General features: G+C 39.6%; 18 protein-coding genes and 1 pseudogene. 6 read left to right on the forward strand and 13 right to left on the reverse strand.

All coding sequences use genetic code 11. The features are described 5' to 3' along the window. The 6 genes and pseudogenes from D8847_RS09625 to xerS form a co-directional block, all read left to right on the forward strand. Positions 1 to 450 (forward strand): annotated as a pseudogene (locus D8847_RS09625) (hypothetical protein); the annotation flags it as partial. A gap of 72 nt (positions 451 to 522) precedes the next feature. Continuing rightward, positions 523 to 945, forward strand: a complete 423-nt coding sequence (locus tag D8847_RS09630; protein ID WP_125841406.1) for a hypothetical protein — start codon at positions 523 to 525, stop codon at positions 943 to 945. Continuing rightward, positions 945 to 1994 (forward strand): hypothetical protein, encoded by a 1050-nt coding sequence (locus D8847_RS09635; RefSeq protein WP_260467782.1) that lies wholly within the window; start codon positions 945 to 947, stop codon positions 1992 to 1994. The genes D8847_RS09630 and D8847_RS09635 overlap by 1 nt, the downstream gene beginning before the upstream one ends. Before the next feature lie 192 nt (positions 1995 to 2186). Next, the gene (locus D8847_RS09640) at positions 2187 to 2579 is read left to right on the forward strand and encodes a hypothetical protein (RefSeq protein ID WP_125841407.1); all 393 of its coding nucleotides are present in this window, start codon (positions 2187 to 2189) and stop codon (positions 2577 to 2579) included. Next, complete coding sequence (locus D8847_RS09645) at positions 2560 to 2850, forward strand: hypothetical protein (RefSeq protein ID WP_125841408.1); 291 nt, start codon at positions 2560 to 2562, stop codon at positions 2848 to 2850. The genes D8847_RS09640 and D8847_RS09645 overlap by 20 nt, the downstream gene beginning before the upstream one ends. A gap of 140 nt (positions 2851 to 2990) precedes the next feature. After that, complete coding sequence (gene xerS / locus D8847_RS09650; protein ID WP_125841409.1) at positions 2991 to 4061, forward strand: tyrosine recombinase XerS; 1071 nt, start codon at positions 2991 to 2993, stop codon at positions 4059 to 4061. Positions 4062 to 4139: 78 nt separating this feature from the next. Here xerS and D8847_RS09655 read toward each other — a convergent pair whose 3' ends face one another. The 13 genes from D8847_RS09655 to D8847_RS09715 all read right to left on the reverse strand — a co-directional run bounded on the left by D8847_RS09655 (position 4140) and on the right by D8847_RS09715 (position 17048). Further along, complete coding sequence (locus tag D8847_RS09655; RefSeq protein ID WP_125841410.1) at positions 4140 to 4781, reverse strand: hypothetical protein; 642 nt, start codon at positions 4779 to 4781, stop codon at positions 4140 to 4142. 104 nt (positions 4782 to 4885) lie between these two features. Further along, positions 4886 to 5875, reverse strand: coding sequence for a lipoate--protein ligase (locus D8847_RS09660; RefSeq protein ID WP_125841411.1), 990 nt, complete (start codon positions 5873 to 5875; stop codon positions 4886 to 4888). A 191-nt stretch (positions 5876 to 6066) separates the two neighbouring features. Further along, complete coding sequence (lpdA, locus tag D8847_RS09665; protein ID WP_125841412.1) at positions 6067 to 7773, reverse strand: dihydrolipoyl dehydrogenase; 1707 nt, start codon at positions 7771 to 7773, stop codon at positions 6067 to 6069. Positions 7774 to 7817: 44 nt separating this feature from the next. After that, positions 7818 to 8861, reverse strand: coding sequence for a dihydrolipoamide acetyltransferase (locus D8847_RS09670; protein WP_125841413.1), 1044 nt, complete (start codon positions 8859 to 8861; stop codon positions 7818 to 7820). Between the two features lie 108 nt (positions 8862 to 8969). Beyond that, a complete protein-coding gene (locus tag D8847_RS09675) occupies positions 8970 to 9962 on the reverse strand; it encodes an alpha-ketoacid dehydrogenase subunit beta (RefSeq protein WP_033681771.1) in 993 nt (330 codons plus the stop codon). A 15-nt stretch (positions 9963 to 9977) separates the two neighbouring features. Then, a complete protein-coding gene (locus D8847_RS09680; protein ID WP_125841414.1) occupies positions 9978 to 10946 on the reverse strand; it encodes a thiamine pyrophosphate-dependent dehydrogenase E1 component subunit alpha in 969 nt (322 codons plus the stop codon). Between the two features lie 178 nt (positions 10947 to 11124). Continuing rightward, positions 11125 to 12465 carry an MATE family efflux transporter gene (locus tag D8847_RS09685; protein WP_125841415.1) on the reverse strand — a complete coding sequence of 447 codons (1341 nt, stop codon included), beginning with the start codon at positions 12463 to 12465 and terminating at the stop codon, positions 11125 to 11127. Between the two features lie 41 nt (positions 12466 to 12506). Beyond that, complete coding sequence (locus D8847_RS09690; protein ID WP_125841416.1) at positions 12507 to 13775, reverse strand: dihydroorotase; 1269 nt, start codon at positions 13773 to 13775, stop codon at positions 12507 to 12509. A 12-nt stretch (positions 13776 to 13787) separates the two neighbouring features. After that, positions 13788 to 14252 carry an NUDIX hydrolase gene (locus D8847_RS09695; RefSeq protein ID WP_001135763.1) on the reverse strand — a complete coding sequence of 155 codons (465 nt, stop codon included), beginning with the start codon at positions 14250 to 14252 and terminating at the stop codon, positions 13788 to 13790. A gap of 9 nt (positions 14253 to 14261) precedes the next feature. After that, positions 14262 to 14915, reverse strand: coding sequence for a uracil-DNA glycosylase (locus D8847_RS09700; protein ID WP_125841417.1), 654 nt, complete (start codon positions 14913 to 14915; stop codon positions 14262 to 14264). 121 nt (positions 14916 to 15036) lie between these two features. Next, positions 15037 to 15330, reverse strand: a complete 294-nt coding sequence (locus D8847_RS09705; RefSeq protein ID WP_125841418.1) for a hypothetical protein — start codon at positions 15328 to 15330, stop codon at positions 15037 to 15039. A 23-nt stretch (positions 15331 to 15353) separates the two neighbouring features. Continuing rightward, the gene (locus D8847_RS09710; RefSeq protein WP_125841419.1) at positions 15354 to 16046 is read right to left on the reverse strand and encodes a YjjG family noncanonical pyrimidine nucleotidase; all 693 of its coding nucleotides are present in this window, start codon (positions 16044 to 16046) and stop codon (positions 15354 to 15356) included. Between the two features lie 57 nt (positions 16047 to 16103). Beyond that, complete coding sequence (locus D8847_RS09715) at positions 16104 to 17048, reverse strand: FRG domain-containing protein (RefSeq protein WP_125841420.1); 945 nt, start codon at positions 17046 to 17048, stop codon at positions 16104 to 16106. Between the last annotated feature and the right edge of the window lie 174 nt (positions 17049 to 17222).

Below are 17222 nucleotides of genomic sequence, written 5' to 3' on the forward strand. Positions count from 1 at the left end.
CTCCGAGGAATGGCTCATTACAAGGACTTGAAGTCAAAATGGTCATCAGGTGGCATTAGTAGCTCTGAGGAAATATACTTAGATGCAGCTCAAGGTTCTATCCTATCATCATCTATGGCTACAGCAGCAAGAACGGGATCTGATGAAGTCAGCGCCTTAGCCAAAAAAGCCAATCAGGAATTACAAGAAATTTGGTCAAAAATCGACTTTACGAGCTACACAGCATTAGCTCCCTATGAGGTTGAGGCCCTTTTTGCTAGCCAAGGTATCACTCAAGCACAGTTTATCGATACGTTTCAGACAGAGACAAATCAAACAACCACTAAGATGAATGCTTCCGCCCAAGCATTTGAACAGTTAGATAAACAATTACAGGAAGTCATCGAAAAAACAGTGGCAACAGATAAGCAATTAGCCAAGGAGTTCAGACAATGGAAAGAAAAGATGTGAAACAACTTTTTCTTATTATAGTGTAATATAGACAAATCTTATAGTATAGTAAGAAAAAGGAGAAAAACTCAAATGAACAATTCTGGAATTAAAAAAAGTCATAAAAGGCTACTAATCGTTTTGTTAGTTGCATTCATTACAGCAGGAGGTGTTTTTATGTTTAGCATGTTAGGGAAATCCCAAGAAGAGCGTCGAAATAGAGAATATGAAGTTAGTTTGGTAAATGCCTTGAAGAATTCTTATCAAGGGATAGAAGAAATCGAAATTACCAATCCAACATATACGAACCCTCCTGGCGACTGGTCTTGTAAGGTTGATATTTTGTTTGAAGATGGAGAAAAAATATTCTATGGAATTCCACATGACTTAGATGATAAAGAAAATTATAATGGTCGTATGACTTATGGACAGCGAGATTTTCTTAACCTAAGAAAAGGAATAACAACTAATACAGTTACGGTTACATACTCTAACAAAGAAAGAGGGGAGCAGTAATGGTATTTAATTATACTGATAAACAACTTAATGAATTAAACCACGGGAAGAATGTATACAGTGTCAATTCTGAATACGCTGAGAGAAATAATAAACCTTTGGTTACAGAAGCTCCTAATCCGAATCCTTCTTCATCTGATTTTGAAGAAACCAATACAATAACCACCTCAGATGGTCAAGAATTCCGCGTCGTTGCAACTAAGTCTCACAAAGGAACAGGTTTTGATGGTTTGGCGGTAGCTCCTATAGTAAACGGTCAACCGGATTATAAAAGTATAGCTGTGATTGCTGCAGGAACTGATCCAGAGAGTCCTACTAAGATTGATGTTTCCACTGCCATTATTGAAAGAGAAATATCCTTATCACCTCAATATTTTGTAGCAGACCGATTTGTAAAAGAAATTATGGACGATCCTAGATATGAAGTCAGTCAACTATCTGGTTATTCACAAGGGTCTTATATGCTAAAGGTAGGAGCTAAATATCATATTCCAACTACAACTTATAACGCCTGGTTCACTTATCTATCACTTTCTAACGAGGAAAAAGCATTTATTGATAAAAATCCAGCTATGTTTATAGATTATCGTAAAAAGTCTGATAATGTTGTGGTTATCAATGATTTCAATCACCCTGAATGGTTTAATAAGTCCTTCTTAAAAATGCCTGATACAATATACTGGCTTGATGGATCTAGCCATAAAATTGAGGACTGGGAGTTTGATCCTGTAACAGGTCAAGTTGTTGATGGTAAAGGAGGAAAACCTTTAATTAGCGGTGTTTATCGAGCGTATGCCAACAGTCTCCGAGGAATGGCTCATTACAAGGACTTGAAATCAAAATGGTCATCAGGTGGCATTAGTAGCTCTGAGGAAATATACTTAGATGCAGCTCAGGGTTCTATCCTATCATCATCAATGGCTACAGCAGCAAGAACGGGAGCTGATGAAGTGAGCGCCTTAGCCCAAAAAGCCAATCAGGAATTACAAGAAATTTGGTCAAAAATCGACTTTACGAGCTACACAGCATACAGCATTAGCTCCCTATGAGGTTGAGGCCCTTTTTGCTAGCCAAGGTATCACTCAAGCACAGTTTATCGATACGTTTCAGACAGAGACAAATCAAACAACCACTAAGATGAATGCTTCCGCCCAAGCATTTGAAAATATGGATAAACAATTACAGGAAGTCATCGAAAAAACAGTAGCGACAGACAAGCAATTAGCCAAGGAGTTTCGACAATGGAAAGAAAAGATGTAAAATGGGAGGAAATAAGAGAGAAAGAGAGAGAACTGTATACTCTAGAAGAACGATATTATCAAGAAAAGAAGAAACTCGATAACAAAGCCCTTGATCTAGACGAACGAAATGCAAACTTAGAAAAACTAATGTCCGAAGAAGTTGATAAAATGTATCAAATCTTGAGAAAATTTGATTCAACTGCTGATGATATTAGAGACTACTTTACAGAAATAGAAAATCTGAGACACTTTTCAGATCAAGTATACCGAGAACATAGAATTCAACTCGAAGATGAGAGAGAAAAATGCGATAAGGAATTTCGCAAAAAAAGAAATGAATTAGACGAAGAATTCCACAAACTAAGGAGAGATTATGCAAGCACCAATGAATGAATACTACACAGACGAAGAATACCAATATGCACTGAAACAAATGTATCGAATGATGGAACGAAACAGAATCATTGCGGAAGCAAAGTTAGCCATAACAGCAAAAAATAAATTAAAAGAAAACTTTAATAAGGCAGCTAAGAAAATTGCTACAGAAACCAAATCAACCATTACAAGCATAAACAGCCAAATGGACACTGCAATTCAAGGTAAAGTACGCAAGAGTCTTGAAGAAAAGATTCCGAATATGTTGCTCAAGTATGATGAAATTTAATAAAGGGTTCAGGATAACTAGCGTAAAGTTAGATTTCTGTTTTAAGTTTCTTGTTACATCTTTCCGAAAAACTATAATTTTCTTGAAAAATATATGAGCCTATGCTATACTACTAGTAGACTTAATTATGGAGAAAATACATGAAACGTGAGATTTTACTGGAACGAATCGACAAACTAAAACAAATTATGCCCTGGTATGTTCTGGAATACTACCAATCAAAGCTTGCTGTTCCCTACAGTTTTACGACCTTGTACGAATACTTAAAGGAATACGATCGATTTTTCAGCTGGGTTTTAGAATCTGGAATTTCAAATGCTGATAAAATATCTGACATTCCTTTATCGGTCTTGGAAAATATGTCTAAAAAAGACATGGAATCCTTTATCCTTTATCTACGTGAACGTCCATTGCTGAATGCCAATACAACCAAACAAGGTGTCTCTCAGACGACCATCAATCGGACCTTATCAGCACTTTCTAGTCTTTACAAGTATCTGACCGAGGAAGTTGAAAACGACCAAGGGGAGCCTTATTTCTATCGTAATGTAATGAAGAAAGTTTCAACCAAGAAAAAGAAAGAAACACTTGCTGCCAGAGCTGAAAACATCAAGCAAAAGCTCTTTCTAGGTGATGAAACAGAAGGTTTTCTGACTTATATCGACCAAGAGTACCCACAACAGCTCTCAAATCGTGCCTTATCCTCCTTTAATAAAAATAAAGAACGTGATTTAGCTATTATTGCCCTTCTCCTAGCATCTGGTGTCCGCTTATCCGAAGCTGTTAATCTAGATCTAAGAGATCTTAATCTCAATATGATGGTTATTGATGTCACACGTAAGGGGGGAAAACGTGATTCTGTCAATGTCGCTGCTTTTGCTAAGCCTTACCTAGAGAATTATCTAGCCATTCGAAATCAACGTTATAAGACGGAAAAGACGGATACAGCTCTCTTTTTGACACTCTATCGAGGTGTTCCCAATCGTATTGATGCTTCCAGTGTTGAAAAAATGGTTGCTAAGTACTCTGAGGACTTCAAAGTCCGTGTAACTCCCCACAAACTACGCCATACTCTGGCAACTAGGCTCTATGATGCTACTAAATCGCAAGTTTTGGTCAGCCATCAGCTAGGACACGCCAGTACACAAGTCACTGACCTCTATACCCATATCGTCGATGATGAACAAAAGAATGCTTTAGATAGTTTATGATTGTTACATATTATAAATTATGCAAATCAACTATCGCTAAAAAACGAAAGACCAACTCCTTTATCTTTCGTTTTTTATTTATTTAAACTCAATCCAGTAGTTACGGTGAGGCTCTATAATTACTGGTTTACCCCAAAAGGCTTGCAGATAGGCTAGATTTGCTGGGCTTACTGGTTTTTTTGAATCATTGTACTGCTCAGCACTCTCTTTAGTTAGAAAACATTTTACTGCTTCATAAGAAGTACCATCAGCTGATTCTCTTTCGATTCCCATATACGAAATTTCGTCACCATTTTTAAGATCGTCAGTTAACAGTTTACCAATAAAGAACACTGTCTTATCTTTCATAAATTCATAAGCCTTACTATTTTCAAGTCGCTTATTTGCTGCAGCAAACATAATACAAAAACTATCAACAATATCCTTCAAAGACATTAAGTCCCCTTTGTTTACTTTGATTTCATCGGGGAGAAGACCGCCAATTATAAGATTTTGAAAATGGGCTTGCTGGATTACATTATCTAAAGCCATTCCCAGAGGTATTTGAACAGCTTGGTATCCTAAAGGTTGAAGCTCTTTGTATTTCTTATCATAATGTTCTTGTGTGATGCTTATATTTAAACTTTCAGTTTGAGAAATTTCCGTATTTCTATAAAAAGCAACAACATTACGGTCTAACTGTTCAAATAGATCAAGTTTTTCTACTGGAATTTCTAACATAATGAATAACTCCTTTTCATTTTTCATCACTTTTATAATCTAATCAGCATGATTATTAAGTTTACCCCTAATAAAAGAATCCATCATAAATGAATTCTTTTTCCTTACCCCACTACTGCTTCAGCGATTTCTTCACGGCTGATACCAGCAAAATAGCGTGTGATATCAATCGTTTCTAGTGCCTTGAGGACGTCTTCGCGTTCGTATTTAACACCACGAAGGACATCTTCTACAGCTGCAACGTCTTCAATACCAAAGAAGTCTCCGTAAATCTTGATATCTTGGATTTTTGATTCAATGACGTTAGCAAAAACTTCAACCTTGCCACTAGTGAATTTTGTTCCACGACGGACGTTAAACTCAGGTGATTTACCATAGTTCCAGTCCCATGTACCAAACTTGGTATCCTTGATGCGATTGATTTCAGCCAATTCTTGCTCAGAAAAAACGTATTCTGTCATCTCTGGGTACTCTTTTTTCATGTATTCCAGTAGCAAATCACGGAATTCTTCAACTGTGATTTTTTCTGGTAATTCATTGACAATATTGGTCACACGAGCACGGACGGATTTCACACCTTTTGACTCAAATTTGTCCCTTGAAACCTTGAGTACGTTAGCAAGGACTGACAGATCAACGTCAAAGAGCAAGCAACCGTGGTGCATGATACGTCCATTGATATAGGCTTGGGCATTTCCACAGAATTTCTTACCGTCAATCTCAAGGTCATTACGGCCTGTGAATTCAGCCTTAACACCTAGTTGAGCCAAGGTATTGATAACTGGAGTTGAGAAGCTCTTGAAGTCAAAGGCCTTGTTTTCATCTTCTTTTGAGATAATCGTGTAGTTGAGGTTGTTCAGATCGTGATAAACAGCTCCACCACCACTGATACGGCGGACTACCTCAATACCATTTTCTCGAACATAATCACGATTGATTTCTTCGATAGTGTTTTGGTGACGTCCAACAATGATAGATGGTTTGTTAATCCAAAGTAGGAAGATTTGATCCTCATCCAAAAGGTGTTTAAAGGCGTATTCTTCCAAGGCGATATTAAATGCAGTGTCATTTGAATGATTGATAATATATTTCATAGTATTTCCAAAAATTTAGTTTTTAAATTCTGTTCATAGCAATCAAATTTTCTAAAGTGGTAAAAAGAAATGTAACGTGTTATCGTTACATTTCTCGGAAAAATTGAGACAAGAGAATCAATTTTTAGGCATGGAACTCTAATAGAGGTCGCTGCCGTCCGTACTACTTTAAGAAAATTTAGTTGAAAATCTTATTTATTTTTCTTAGGTGAATGGATAGCCATTCCTAGAACATCCGCAAATGCTTCGTACATCACTTCAGAGTAGGTTGGATGTCCATGGATGGTCTTAAGCATTTCTTCAACAGTGATTTCCATTTCGATGATGCTTGATGCCTCGTTGATCAATTCTGCAGCTGCAGGACCGATGATGTGAACACCAAGGATTTCTCCGTATTTCTTATCAGCGATGACTTTAACGAAACCTTGAGCAGCATCCGATGCAATAGCACGTCCGTTGGCAGCAAAGTTGAATTTACCGATGGCTACATCGTATTTCTCACGAGCTTGTTCTTCTGTTAGACCTACTGCAGCAACTTCAGGAAGAGTGTAGATAGCTGCTGGAGTCAAGTTCAATTTGGCAACAGCATGATTTCCTTTGAGGGCATTTTCAGCGGCAACTTCACCCATGCGGAAGGCCGCGTGCGCCAACATTTTAGTACCGTTGATGTCACCTGGTGCGTAAATACCTGGAACAGAAGTTTCCATGTATTCATTGACCTTGATGCGTCCACGATCCAATTCAAACTCAACATCGCCAATACCTTCAAGGTCTGGCACACGACCGATTGAAAGAAGGGCTTTGCTTGCGATGATATCATCTTTTCCTTCAACCTTGATACGAAGTTGTCCATTTTCCTCGATGATTTCTTGCAATTTTGTACCTGTCAAGATAGTCATGCCTTTACGTTCCAAAATCAAGCGAAGATTTTTAGAAACTTCCGCATCCATAGCTGGAACGATACGGTCCATCATTTCGATAACAGTCACTTTTGAACCAAATGTCATGAAGGCCTGACCGAGTTCAATACCGACAACGCCACCACCTATGATCACAAGGCTTTCTGGTACTTCGTTCATTTCAAGAATGTCGTCACTGGTCATCACAAGTGATGACTCCATACCAGGGACATTGATCTTGCTGACTTTTGAACCACCAGCAAGGATGATTTTCTTAGTTTCAAGCAATTCAGAACCATTGACCAAAACATTCTTATCTTTAGTGATTGTACCAATTCCCTTATGAACAGTAACACCGTAGCTACGAAGGAGACCAGCAACACCACCTACCAAGGTATTGACAACTTTAGATTTAGTTTCTAAAAGTTTGTCCATATCTACAGTGAAGTTTGGATTTTCGATGACGATACCACGGTTTGCTGCATGACCGATGTTTTCGATGATTTCAGCGTTGTGAAGGTAGGTCTTGGTTGGGATACAGCCACGGTTCAAGCACGTTCCACCGAGTTCTGATTTTTCAACAAGGGCAACCTTACCACCGAGTTGGGCAGCTTTAATGGCTGCTACATATCCAGCAGGACCTCCACCAATCACAACAATATCAAAGGCATCATCGTTCTTGCCGTCGTCGTTTGAGGCACTAGCTGCAGGTGCAGGTTTTGATTCTGACGCAGCTGCTCCAGCTGTTGGAATGTTTTCCCCTTCTTCTCCAAGGTAACCGATAACTTCAGTTACTGGAACTGTTTCACCATCTCCTTTGAGGATGGCAATCAAGTATCCATCTTCTTCGGCTTCCAATTCCATGCTGACTTTATCAGTCATGATTTCCAAAAGGATTTCTCCTTCTTTTACAAATTCTCCGACTTTTTTATTCCATTGGACGATTTGTCCTTCTGTCATATCCACGCCGGCTTTTGGCATAATTACTTCTAAGGCCATGTCTTACTTCCTTTATCTAAAACTCTAAAATAACAATAGCTAACTTAAACCAACATTGAGATTGGGTTCTCAATTAAGGCTTTCAAGTCTTTCATAAACTTAGCACCAGCCATACCATCTACGACACGGTGGTCAATGGTTAATCCTAGGCTCATGATAGGACGAATAACAATCTCACCATTGACAACTACAGGTTTCTCTACTGTTGAGCTCACCCCGAGGATTGCTGAGTTGGGTTGGTTAATAATCGGACCAAAGGACTGAACACCAAACATTCCCAAGTTACTAATTGTGAAGGTGGAATTTTGCAGTTCGCTTGGAGCCAATTTACCATCCAAGGTACGACCAATTACATCCTTAAAGGCTACAACCAACTCTGACAAGCTCATTTTTTCAGCATTATAGACAACTGGTGTCATCAATCCGTTATCCATCCCAACCGCCATCGCAAGGTTGACATAGTTGTGAGTGATAATGGTCTTGCCGTCTTCTGTCAATGAAGCGTTGATGTAAGGGTGTTTCATCAATGTTTTTACAACAGCGAGTGAAAGAAGGTCTGTTACAGTAGTCTTCTTACCAGTTGCTTCCATAATTGGCTCAAGAACCTTCTTACGAAGAGCCAACATTTCTGACATATCGACATCGTAGTTGAGTGTGAAAGTTGGCGCAGTTAGGTAAGATTCAACCATACGTTGCGCGATAACCTTACGCATTGGTGTCATTGGAATACGCTCAATCTCACCATAAGGAGTGATATTGTCTGGAACTTCTTCCACTTTTTCAATCTGAGCAGGAGACTTGATGGTGTCGTTTTCGATATTTTCAGGAAGTAAGGCCAAAACGTCCTTCTTCATGATTTTACCACGGTGACCCGTTCCTTGGATTTCCTGCCAAGCAATGTTATGTTCGAGGGCAATTCGTTTTGCAAGTGGCGAAATGCGAACCACGTTTGTGTCTTTATAAGTTTCCACGTCTTCTTTGTGGACACGACCGTTTGTACCTGAGCCAGAAACATCGTAGAGGTTGATCCCTAGATCATTCGCTAACTTTCTAGCCGCAGGAGTCGCTCTTAGCTTGTCATCAGCCATGACCTCTCCAATTCTATACTAAGATATTTAGGACGAAAAGAGTTTTGCACCTAAAAGATACAAAGTTTCTCGTCTTTTTTATTTTATTTACATAACTTATATTATGTATTATTCTTTGTTATAAGTCTTACGGATGGCATCTTTGATGCTTTCAACTGTTGGAATCATTGCATTTTCAAGGTTTTGCGCGTAAGGCATTGGCACATCTTCTCCGGCGCAACGGCGGATTGGTGCATCTAGATAGTCAAATGCTTCTGATTCTGAAATAATAGCTGAAATCTCTCCGATATAGCCACTTGTTTTGTGGGCATCGTTGACCAGAACAACCTTACCAGTCTTCTTCACTGAGTTAATGATGATATCCTTATCAAGCGGTACAAGGGTACGTGGGTCCACAATTTCAACTGAAATTCCCTCTTCTGCTAATTCTTCAGCAGCTTGAACCACACGGCGAAGCATTTTTCCATATGTAACGACTGTTACATCTGTACCTTCGCGTTTGATTTCCCCAACCCCAAGTGGGATTGTGTAGTCTGGATCAACTGGAACTTCCCCTTTTTGGTTAAATTCTGACTTGTATTCAAGAATGATAACTGGGTTGTTATCACGGATAGAAGACTTGAGCAGTCCTTTCATGTCCGCAGGCGTACCTGGAGCTACAACCTTGAGACCAGGGATGTGTGTAAACCAAGACTCTAGAGATTGCGAGTGCTGGGCCGCAGAACCAACTCCGTTACCAGCTGCACAACGTACAGTCATTGGAACCTGACCTTTACCACCAAACATATAACGTGTTTTAGCAGCTTGGTTGACGATATTGTCCATGGCAATAACCGAGAAGTCCATGAAGGTCATATCAACGATTGGACGAAGTCCTGTCATGGCTGCTCCTGCTGCTGCTCCCGAGATGGCAGCTTCAGAAATCGGACAGTCACGGATACGTTCTGGACCAAATTCTTCGAGCATTCCAACAGAAGTACCGAAGTCTCCTCCGAAGACACCGACATCTTCTCCCATCAAGAATACATTTTCATCGCGACGCATTTCCTCAGACATAGCAAGGATAATGGTGTCACGGAACGACATTGTTTTTGTTTCCATTTTATCTCTTTCTCCTTAGTCTGCGTAAATATCTTCAAAGGCTGATTCTAGTGGCGGGAATGGACTTTCTTCCGCAAATTTAACTGAAGATTCTACTGCCTCCTTGACTTGTGCTTGGATTTCTTCCAATTCTTCGGCACTTGCAATAGTATTTTCAACGAGGTACTTGCGAAGGTTTTCGATTGGGTCTTTTTGTTTCCACAATTCCACTTCTTCACGGGTACGATATTTACCAGGGTCAGATGATGAGTGACCAAGCCAGCGATAAGTTACACTCTCGATCAAGACTGGGCCATTACCACCACGAACATGGTCAACAGCCTTCTTAAATCCTTCATAGACATCGACGACATTGTTTCCATCTTCGATAAACATTCCAGGAATTCCATATGCCGCACTACGTTGATGGATATGCTCCACATTGGTCATTTTCTTGATATCCGCAGAGATTCCATAACCGTTGTTGATGCAGTAGAAAATAACTGGCAACTTCCAGATAGAAGCCATGTTCACTGCTTCGTGGAAAACACCTTCGTTGGTCGCACCATCTCCAAAGAAGCAGACGACGATTTTACCAGTATGTTGCATTTGCTGACTGAGGGCTGCGCCAACAGCGATTCCCATACCACCACCAACGATACCATTGGCACCGAGGTTACCCGCATCAAGGTCGGCGATGTGCATAGAACCACCTTTTCCTTTACAGGTTCCAGTGTACTTCCCAAGGATTTCAGCCATCATTCCGTTGAGGTCAATCCCTTTAGCAATAGCTTGCCCGTGTCCACGATGATTGGAGGTAATCAGATCATCTGGATTGAGAGCCAGCATCGCTCCGACGTTAGCAGCTTCCTCCCCGACAGAAAAGTGAGTCATACCGGGGACTTTTCCCTTTTTCACTAACTGAGCGATTTTTAAGTCCATACGACGGATTTCTTCCATCTTACGGAACATTTCTAGCAAAAGATTTTTATCTAAAGTTGACATCTTCTTGCCTTTCTAACTTTCTTCTTACCTTACTATTTTACCGTTTTTAGAAAGCACTGTCAAAGTATATGACCGATAAAATTTCACAAGGTAAAAAAATAAATCCCCGTTTTAACAGGGATTTTCTTTAGTTAGATCATTTTTTCACAAAGTTAGTTTTCGGGATATTTTCCAAAAATTAGTTCAATCTTTTCATTATGGATTTCAAACGCCATTGATATAAACAACCAGAAACAAGCAAGCTGGCAATTAACCCAATCCAGTAGGCAAATGCCCCTAAGTCAGTTACTTGATCTAGTAGATATCCTAGTGGTATCGCTACTCCCCAATATCCGATTAAGCCAAGATAGAAAGGAACGATAGTGTCCTTATAGCCTCTTAGAATCCCCTGGAGCGGAGCCGCAAAGGTATCAGCTAACTGGAAAAAGAGACTGTAGGTTAGAAATACAGCAGTTGTTTCAATGAACCGAGGGTCATTTCCATATAGACTTGCTACACGATCTCTAAAAATGTAGAGAAAGGACAGGGTAAGACCTGCAAAAATAAGGGCAGTTACTCTCCCCAGACGAGCGTAGATTTTTGCATCCTCAAAACGTTTAGCCCCCACCTCGTAAGACACAACAATCGCCATAGCAGAGGAAATACTCATGGGGAAAGCGTACATGAGGCTGGAAAAGTTCATAGCTGACTGGTGACTGGCAATAATCAAAGACGAAAATTTAGCCATAATCAAACCAACAACTGAAAAAATGACCACTTCCGCAAATACGGTTTCTCCTATTGGTAGACCTAATCGAACGCCTTCCTTGATTTTATCTATATTGAGTGGAATAGGTTTTTCAAGATGTAGAGCTTTTAACCTTTCCTGTTTGAACAAAACAAGCAGGGAAATGCCCAATAAAACCCAATAGGCTAGCGAAGTTCCTAGCCCTGCTCCTGCGCCACCAAGCTCAGGGAAACCAAGGGCTCCATAAATCAAAAGATAGTTAAAACCACTATTGAGCGGAAGTAATAGGAGCATGAGATACATAGATAGTTTGGTCAAACCAAGAGAATCTAACAATGACCGAATGACACTAAAAAGCAACAAGGGAATAATCCCGATAGACAGGTACCAAAGATAAGAAACTGCAACTGCCGCCACTTGAGCTTCTAGTCCGATGTTGTTTAAGACAGGTGGCGCTAAGAATACTACCATTCCAAGCAAGACCAAAGACAGTCCGAAAGCCAAGTAGATAAATTGGTAAAAATCAGATGCTACTTCTTCCTTTTTGCCCCGTCCTAGATGATGGCCTATAATGGGAACCATGGCCGAAACAATCCCTGTTAAAAAAGTAAAGAAAGGATTCCAGATACTGGTTGCCATAGACACACCAGCCAAGTCCATGGTATTGTACTGCCCAGTCATTGTTGTATCGACAAAAGAGGCAGAATAATTGGCAAATTGATAGATCAGGATAGGGAAAAATATCTTAAGAAATAAAACAAACTTGTCTTTAAATTGATGGGTTGGGTACATATACGCTCTCTATTCTTATAGTTTATAGAGCAGAGTCCCATCTAGTTTTGATAGACGATTTGTCCCTTACAGATAGTATATTTGACCTGCCCTTTTAAAGTTTCCCCGATAAATGGAGAATTGGCTGATTTTGAAGCGAAGTTTGGACCAACAGTACGATCAGCCTTGTCATCAAAGATAGTGATGTCCGCTGGACCATTTTCAGCCAAGTAGCCTGCTTCAAAGTTGTAAAGTTGGGCTGGATTGACAGTCATTTTTTCTAGTAATTCCATCAAGCTTAGTTCACCAGCTTCCACCAAATAAGTCAAACCAAGAGAAAGAGAGGTTTCCAAACCAGTCATACCAGATGGCACTTTGGTGATATCTTCTACATTTTTCTCATCTGCATGGTGAGGCGCGTGGTCTGTCGCGATAACTGTGATAACACCTGACTTGAGACCTTCGATAACGGCACGACGGTCTGATTCCAAACGAAGCGGAGGGTTCATTTTGGCATTGCTACCTTGAGTTAAAAGAAGAGTTTCTGTCTTAGAAAAATGTTGTGGTGCCACTTCTGCTGTGACTTGGGCCCCCAAACCTTGAGCAAACTCTACTACTTTGACACTTTCTTCCTTAGATAAATGCTGGATGTGAACATGGGCCTTAGTTGCATAGGCAATCATGACATCACGCGCAATCATAGCGTATTCTGCTACCCCTGTCGCACCACAGATCTTGAAGTGGTCTTTAGCGATGTTTTCGTTAAAGCCTAGAATACCGTTCAAGCCGGGATCTTCCTCGTGTAGACAAACAAAGGTGCCAAGTTTTTTAGCAGTTTCCAAGGCTTCTTTGAGAACCTTACTGCTTTCAAGTGGAATACCATCATCTGAGAAACCAACGGCACCTGCTTCTAAAAGCGCCTTAAAGTCAGTCAAGTCTTTACCATTAAAGTTCTTGGTAATAGTTGCAACCGTTCTGACGTTAATCTTTTCCTTGGTAGCAGACTGGAGAACTTCTTGCAAAGTCTCTACGTCTGAGATGGTTGGATTGGTATTAGCCATCATGACAACCGTTGTAAAACCACCTGCAGCAGCCGCTAGGGCACCAGTATGAATGTCTTCTTTATGAGTTTGACCAGGTTCACGGAAATGAACATGAATATCAACTAGTCCAGGCGCAACCACGAGACCCGTAGCATCAATCAGTTCTGCTCCTTCTTCCTTAATTTCAGGGGCAATTTTGACAATTTTCCCATCTTGGACCAAAACATCACACACTTGATCCAAACCAGACTTGGGATCCATTACACGACCATTTTTGATTAGTAACATCTGCTTTCTCCTTTATTCATAGAAATCAACTTGAGTATCCAACAATTTATCCCCATCATAAACAAACTTAGCTGAAAAGAAGGGTTTGTCCTCTAAAAGCCACTCAACAAAGGTGTGGTCACCCTCCCAAGTTGGCTTGCTCAAAACTTCATCATAGGGAACCCATTCTAGCGTCCCCTCATTGCAGTCAATCAACTCACCTTCAAACTCTGTCACCTTAAAAACATAGGTGTACCAGTCTAAATCTGGCGTAAATTCAGGGAAAGTGATAATGCCTTTTAGAACTGGCTTGGCTTTCAGGCCTGTCTCTTCGAGGATTTCACGCGCAGCGCATTCTTGAGGTGTCTCCCCTCGCTCTAACTTACCACCCACACCAATCCATTTGCCTTCATGGACATCATTTGGCTTCTTATTGCGATGCAGCATGAGCAGTTCTTTTCCGTTATCAATGTAGCAAATCGTCGCTAACTGAGGCATATTTTCTCCTTATCTAAGCCAATCGATTGGCACTTGTCCTGTCTCTTTTAAAAATGCATTAGCCTTGGAAAAAGGCTTGGAACCCCAAAATCCTCTGAAAACAGATAAAGGACTAGGATGGGCTGATTCGATAATCAAGTGGTGTGGATTGGTAACCAAGACCTTCTTCTTACGTGCATAAGCACCCCAGAGTATAAAAATCACTGACCTATCTAGATTATTGACAACCCGAATCACAGCATCTGTAAAAGGCTCCCATATTAGCCCAGCATGACCATTGGCCTGCCCAGCAGGAACGGTCAAACAAGCATTGAGAAGTAAGACTCCTTGTTCAGCCCAAGCAGTTAAATCATGGGATTTCTTAACGCCGATGTCATCTGACAATTCTTTCAAGATATTTTGCAAGGATGGCGGAGCTGGGATAGAGTCAGGAACAGAAAAACTCAAGCCCTGAGCCTGATCTGGCCCGTGATAGGGGTCTTGCCCTAAAATCACCACCTTAACTTCTTCAAGCGGTGTAGTCAATAGAGCCTGAAAAATCTTTTCCTTAGGTGGATAAACAGTTCCCTGAGCATAGACCTGATCCATAAACTGATTGATTTTCCCGAAATAACCCTCAGGTAATTGCTCCTTAATCAAAGCATGCCAAGATGAGTGTTGCATAAAGCCTGCTCCTTCATTTTTACTGCCTCTATTATAGCAAAAAGTGGCTATTGAAACCACTTTTTACAGTTCTTATATATACTGTTATTGATCCTATTATTTGACATTAGTATTCACAGTATCAATCAGCCATTAAAAACTTTTCGATTGTTTCAATAGCATAGGAAAGTTGATTATTTACAGACTTCATCCGTTCAAAATTAGCGTCCATATAGTAGAGTTCAGATAAACCACCCCTAGGGAGAAAGAGTGAATAGTGGATATTCATCTTCTCTCGAGTACTTAACTCTATATGATTGCTTATGATATACTTTAACTCTTTTAACGAATTTACTTGAGCAACCACACCTTTTAACTGATACTGCTCGATGAGGTTTAGTAAGTTGTCAATCTCTTCAATGACTTTAGTTTCCATATCATCACCTCTTAGGAAAAGTACTACATAGCATCCAAACAATCTAGTAAGTCTTGGTAGGAATGGACTTCGTAAGTCGGCTGAGCTTGCGTCTTGTTTTCCAGATGACAGGGATTGTACCAGACAGTATCAATCTCAGCATTATTGCCACCTTGAATATCAGCTGTTAGGGAATCTCCAATCATCAGGGTCTTTTCTTTATCAAAGCCAGTAATCTGCTGACCAATTTTTTCATAGAATAGTGCGTCAGGCTTTTGAGTTTGCAACTGCTCGGAAATAAAGACTTGGTTGAAATAGGGAGCCAGACCTGATTGAGCCAAACGACCCGTCTGAATGGCAGTGATTCCATTTGTCGCAGCGTACAGCTCATAATCACGCTCGATGAGACTGTCCAAGAGTTCATGAGCGCCCGAAAGAGTTTGTCCCTGCTGACCGAGATAAAATTGGTATCGCTGAGCAAGTAACGTACCGTCTTTCTTCAGTCCAAAATGATCAAATAAACGAGAAAAGCGCGTGTTAACCAGTTCTTGTTTACTGATTTTCTTTTGTTCCAAGTCCTTCCAGAGAGCCTTGTTCATAGGAACGTAATAGTCTTTATAGACTTGAATGTCCGCAACTCCTTCTTCTTTTAGAAATTGTGTCAGAGCCACATCCTCAGCAGTATCAAAATCAAGCAAGGTGTGGTCAAGNTCGAAGAGTAGAAATTTGTAGGGCAATTTGAAGTTTTCCTTTCTAGGGGTGCAAAGATTCAAAAGGAGGTGCAAGAAAAATAATTACTCAATAATTGAATTCAGATAATCCATAAACTCCAAATATACTTCGTCTTTAATTTCACCTGCAGTCAAATCTCTTTCATTACTTCCAAAATATATAGATTGATTTGTAATATCTAATGCACTCAAGTCTTTCATAATTTGGAAAATACAATTATAAGGTATATTAATTTTTATAATTTCTGATTGAGTAGCTGACAAAAAATCTAGAGGATGTGTGAGTTTTGTTCCTGAGTGTGTGAAGTTTCCTGATTGTCTGGTGATACGAGGATTGATTTTAGACCCCTCAAAACAAAATGTGCCACAATTTAAAGAAATTTCTTGGTTAATTCTCTCGATATCATTATGATTGAAACTCTGAAAAACTCCTTCTAAACCAGGTTCATTTAGTAATATTCGGTTTATTTCCAACGGATTTATTACCCATACAGAAGCATGATCATGAATTATCTCATCCTCATCTTCATCTTCATCATCTTGTCGACAAATAACTTGATTTTTAGTTAAGTAAGTGTGATTGTTATTTTTACAATCAACTGTAGAGACAGCAAAAAACAATGCAACCAATGGGTCTGTAGACCAATCTAATAAATTTGTTGGTAAACCATAATGTTGAGCTAGTTCTAACCACTGTACTTCGTTTTGCGGCCCTATAATATCTTCTGTCTTTGCCTTACTCTTAAATTTTTCAAGAAGAACATTTTGAGATGGCATAACAACTACCTCTCCTTCAGGATTGTAAAAATTTGTTTGAAGAATTGGGGTTTTCTCTCTCCTCAAATTAAAAACAGAATAAGCCTCACGCCAAATTCCAGGTATTAACCCATATTCGGAATTCTTTTGCCCTCTATACCATAGTCTATGGGATGGATTCTCTGAATTAATCTCTCTAATAGTTTGAATATACGATTCAATTGAATTTGCAAAATAATTTTTAATAACCATAGGTATATTATATCATTTACACTTAGAAAAAGTAAGAAACGAAAAATACTCAAATAGTTATTTTAAAATTCTTATTCGTTCTTTTTAAGTGTTGTCATTTTTATATGTTTTAAATAAATAGGATATTAAAAATTGGACTCATATTTTTGTTGTTAACAATTCAAAAAGCAGTTC

Origin of the sequence: Streptococcus mitis, from assembly GCF_003942795.1 — a bacterium.
GTDB lineage: Bacteria > Bacillota > Bacilli > Lactobacillales > Streptococcaceae > Streptococcus > Streptococcus mitis_BJ.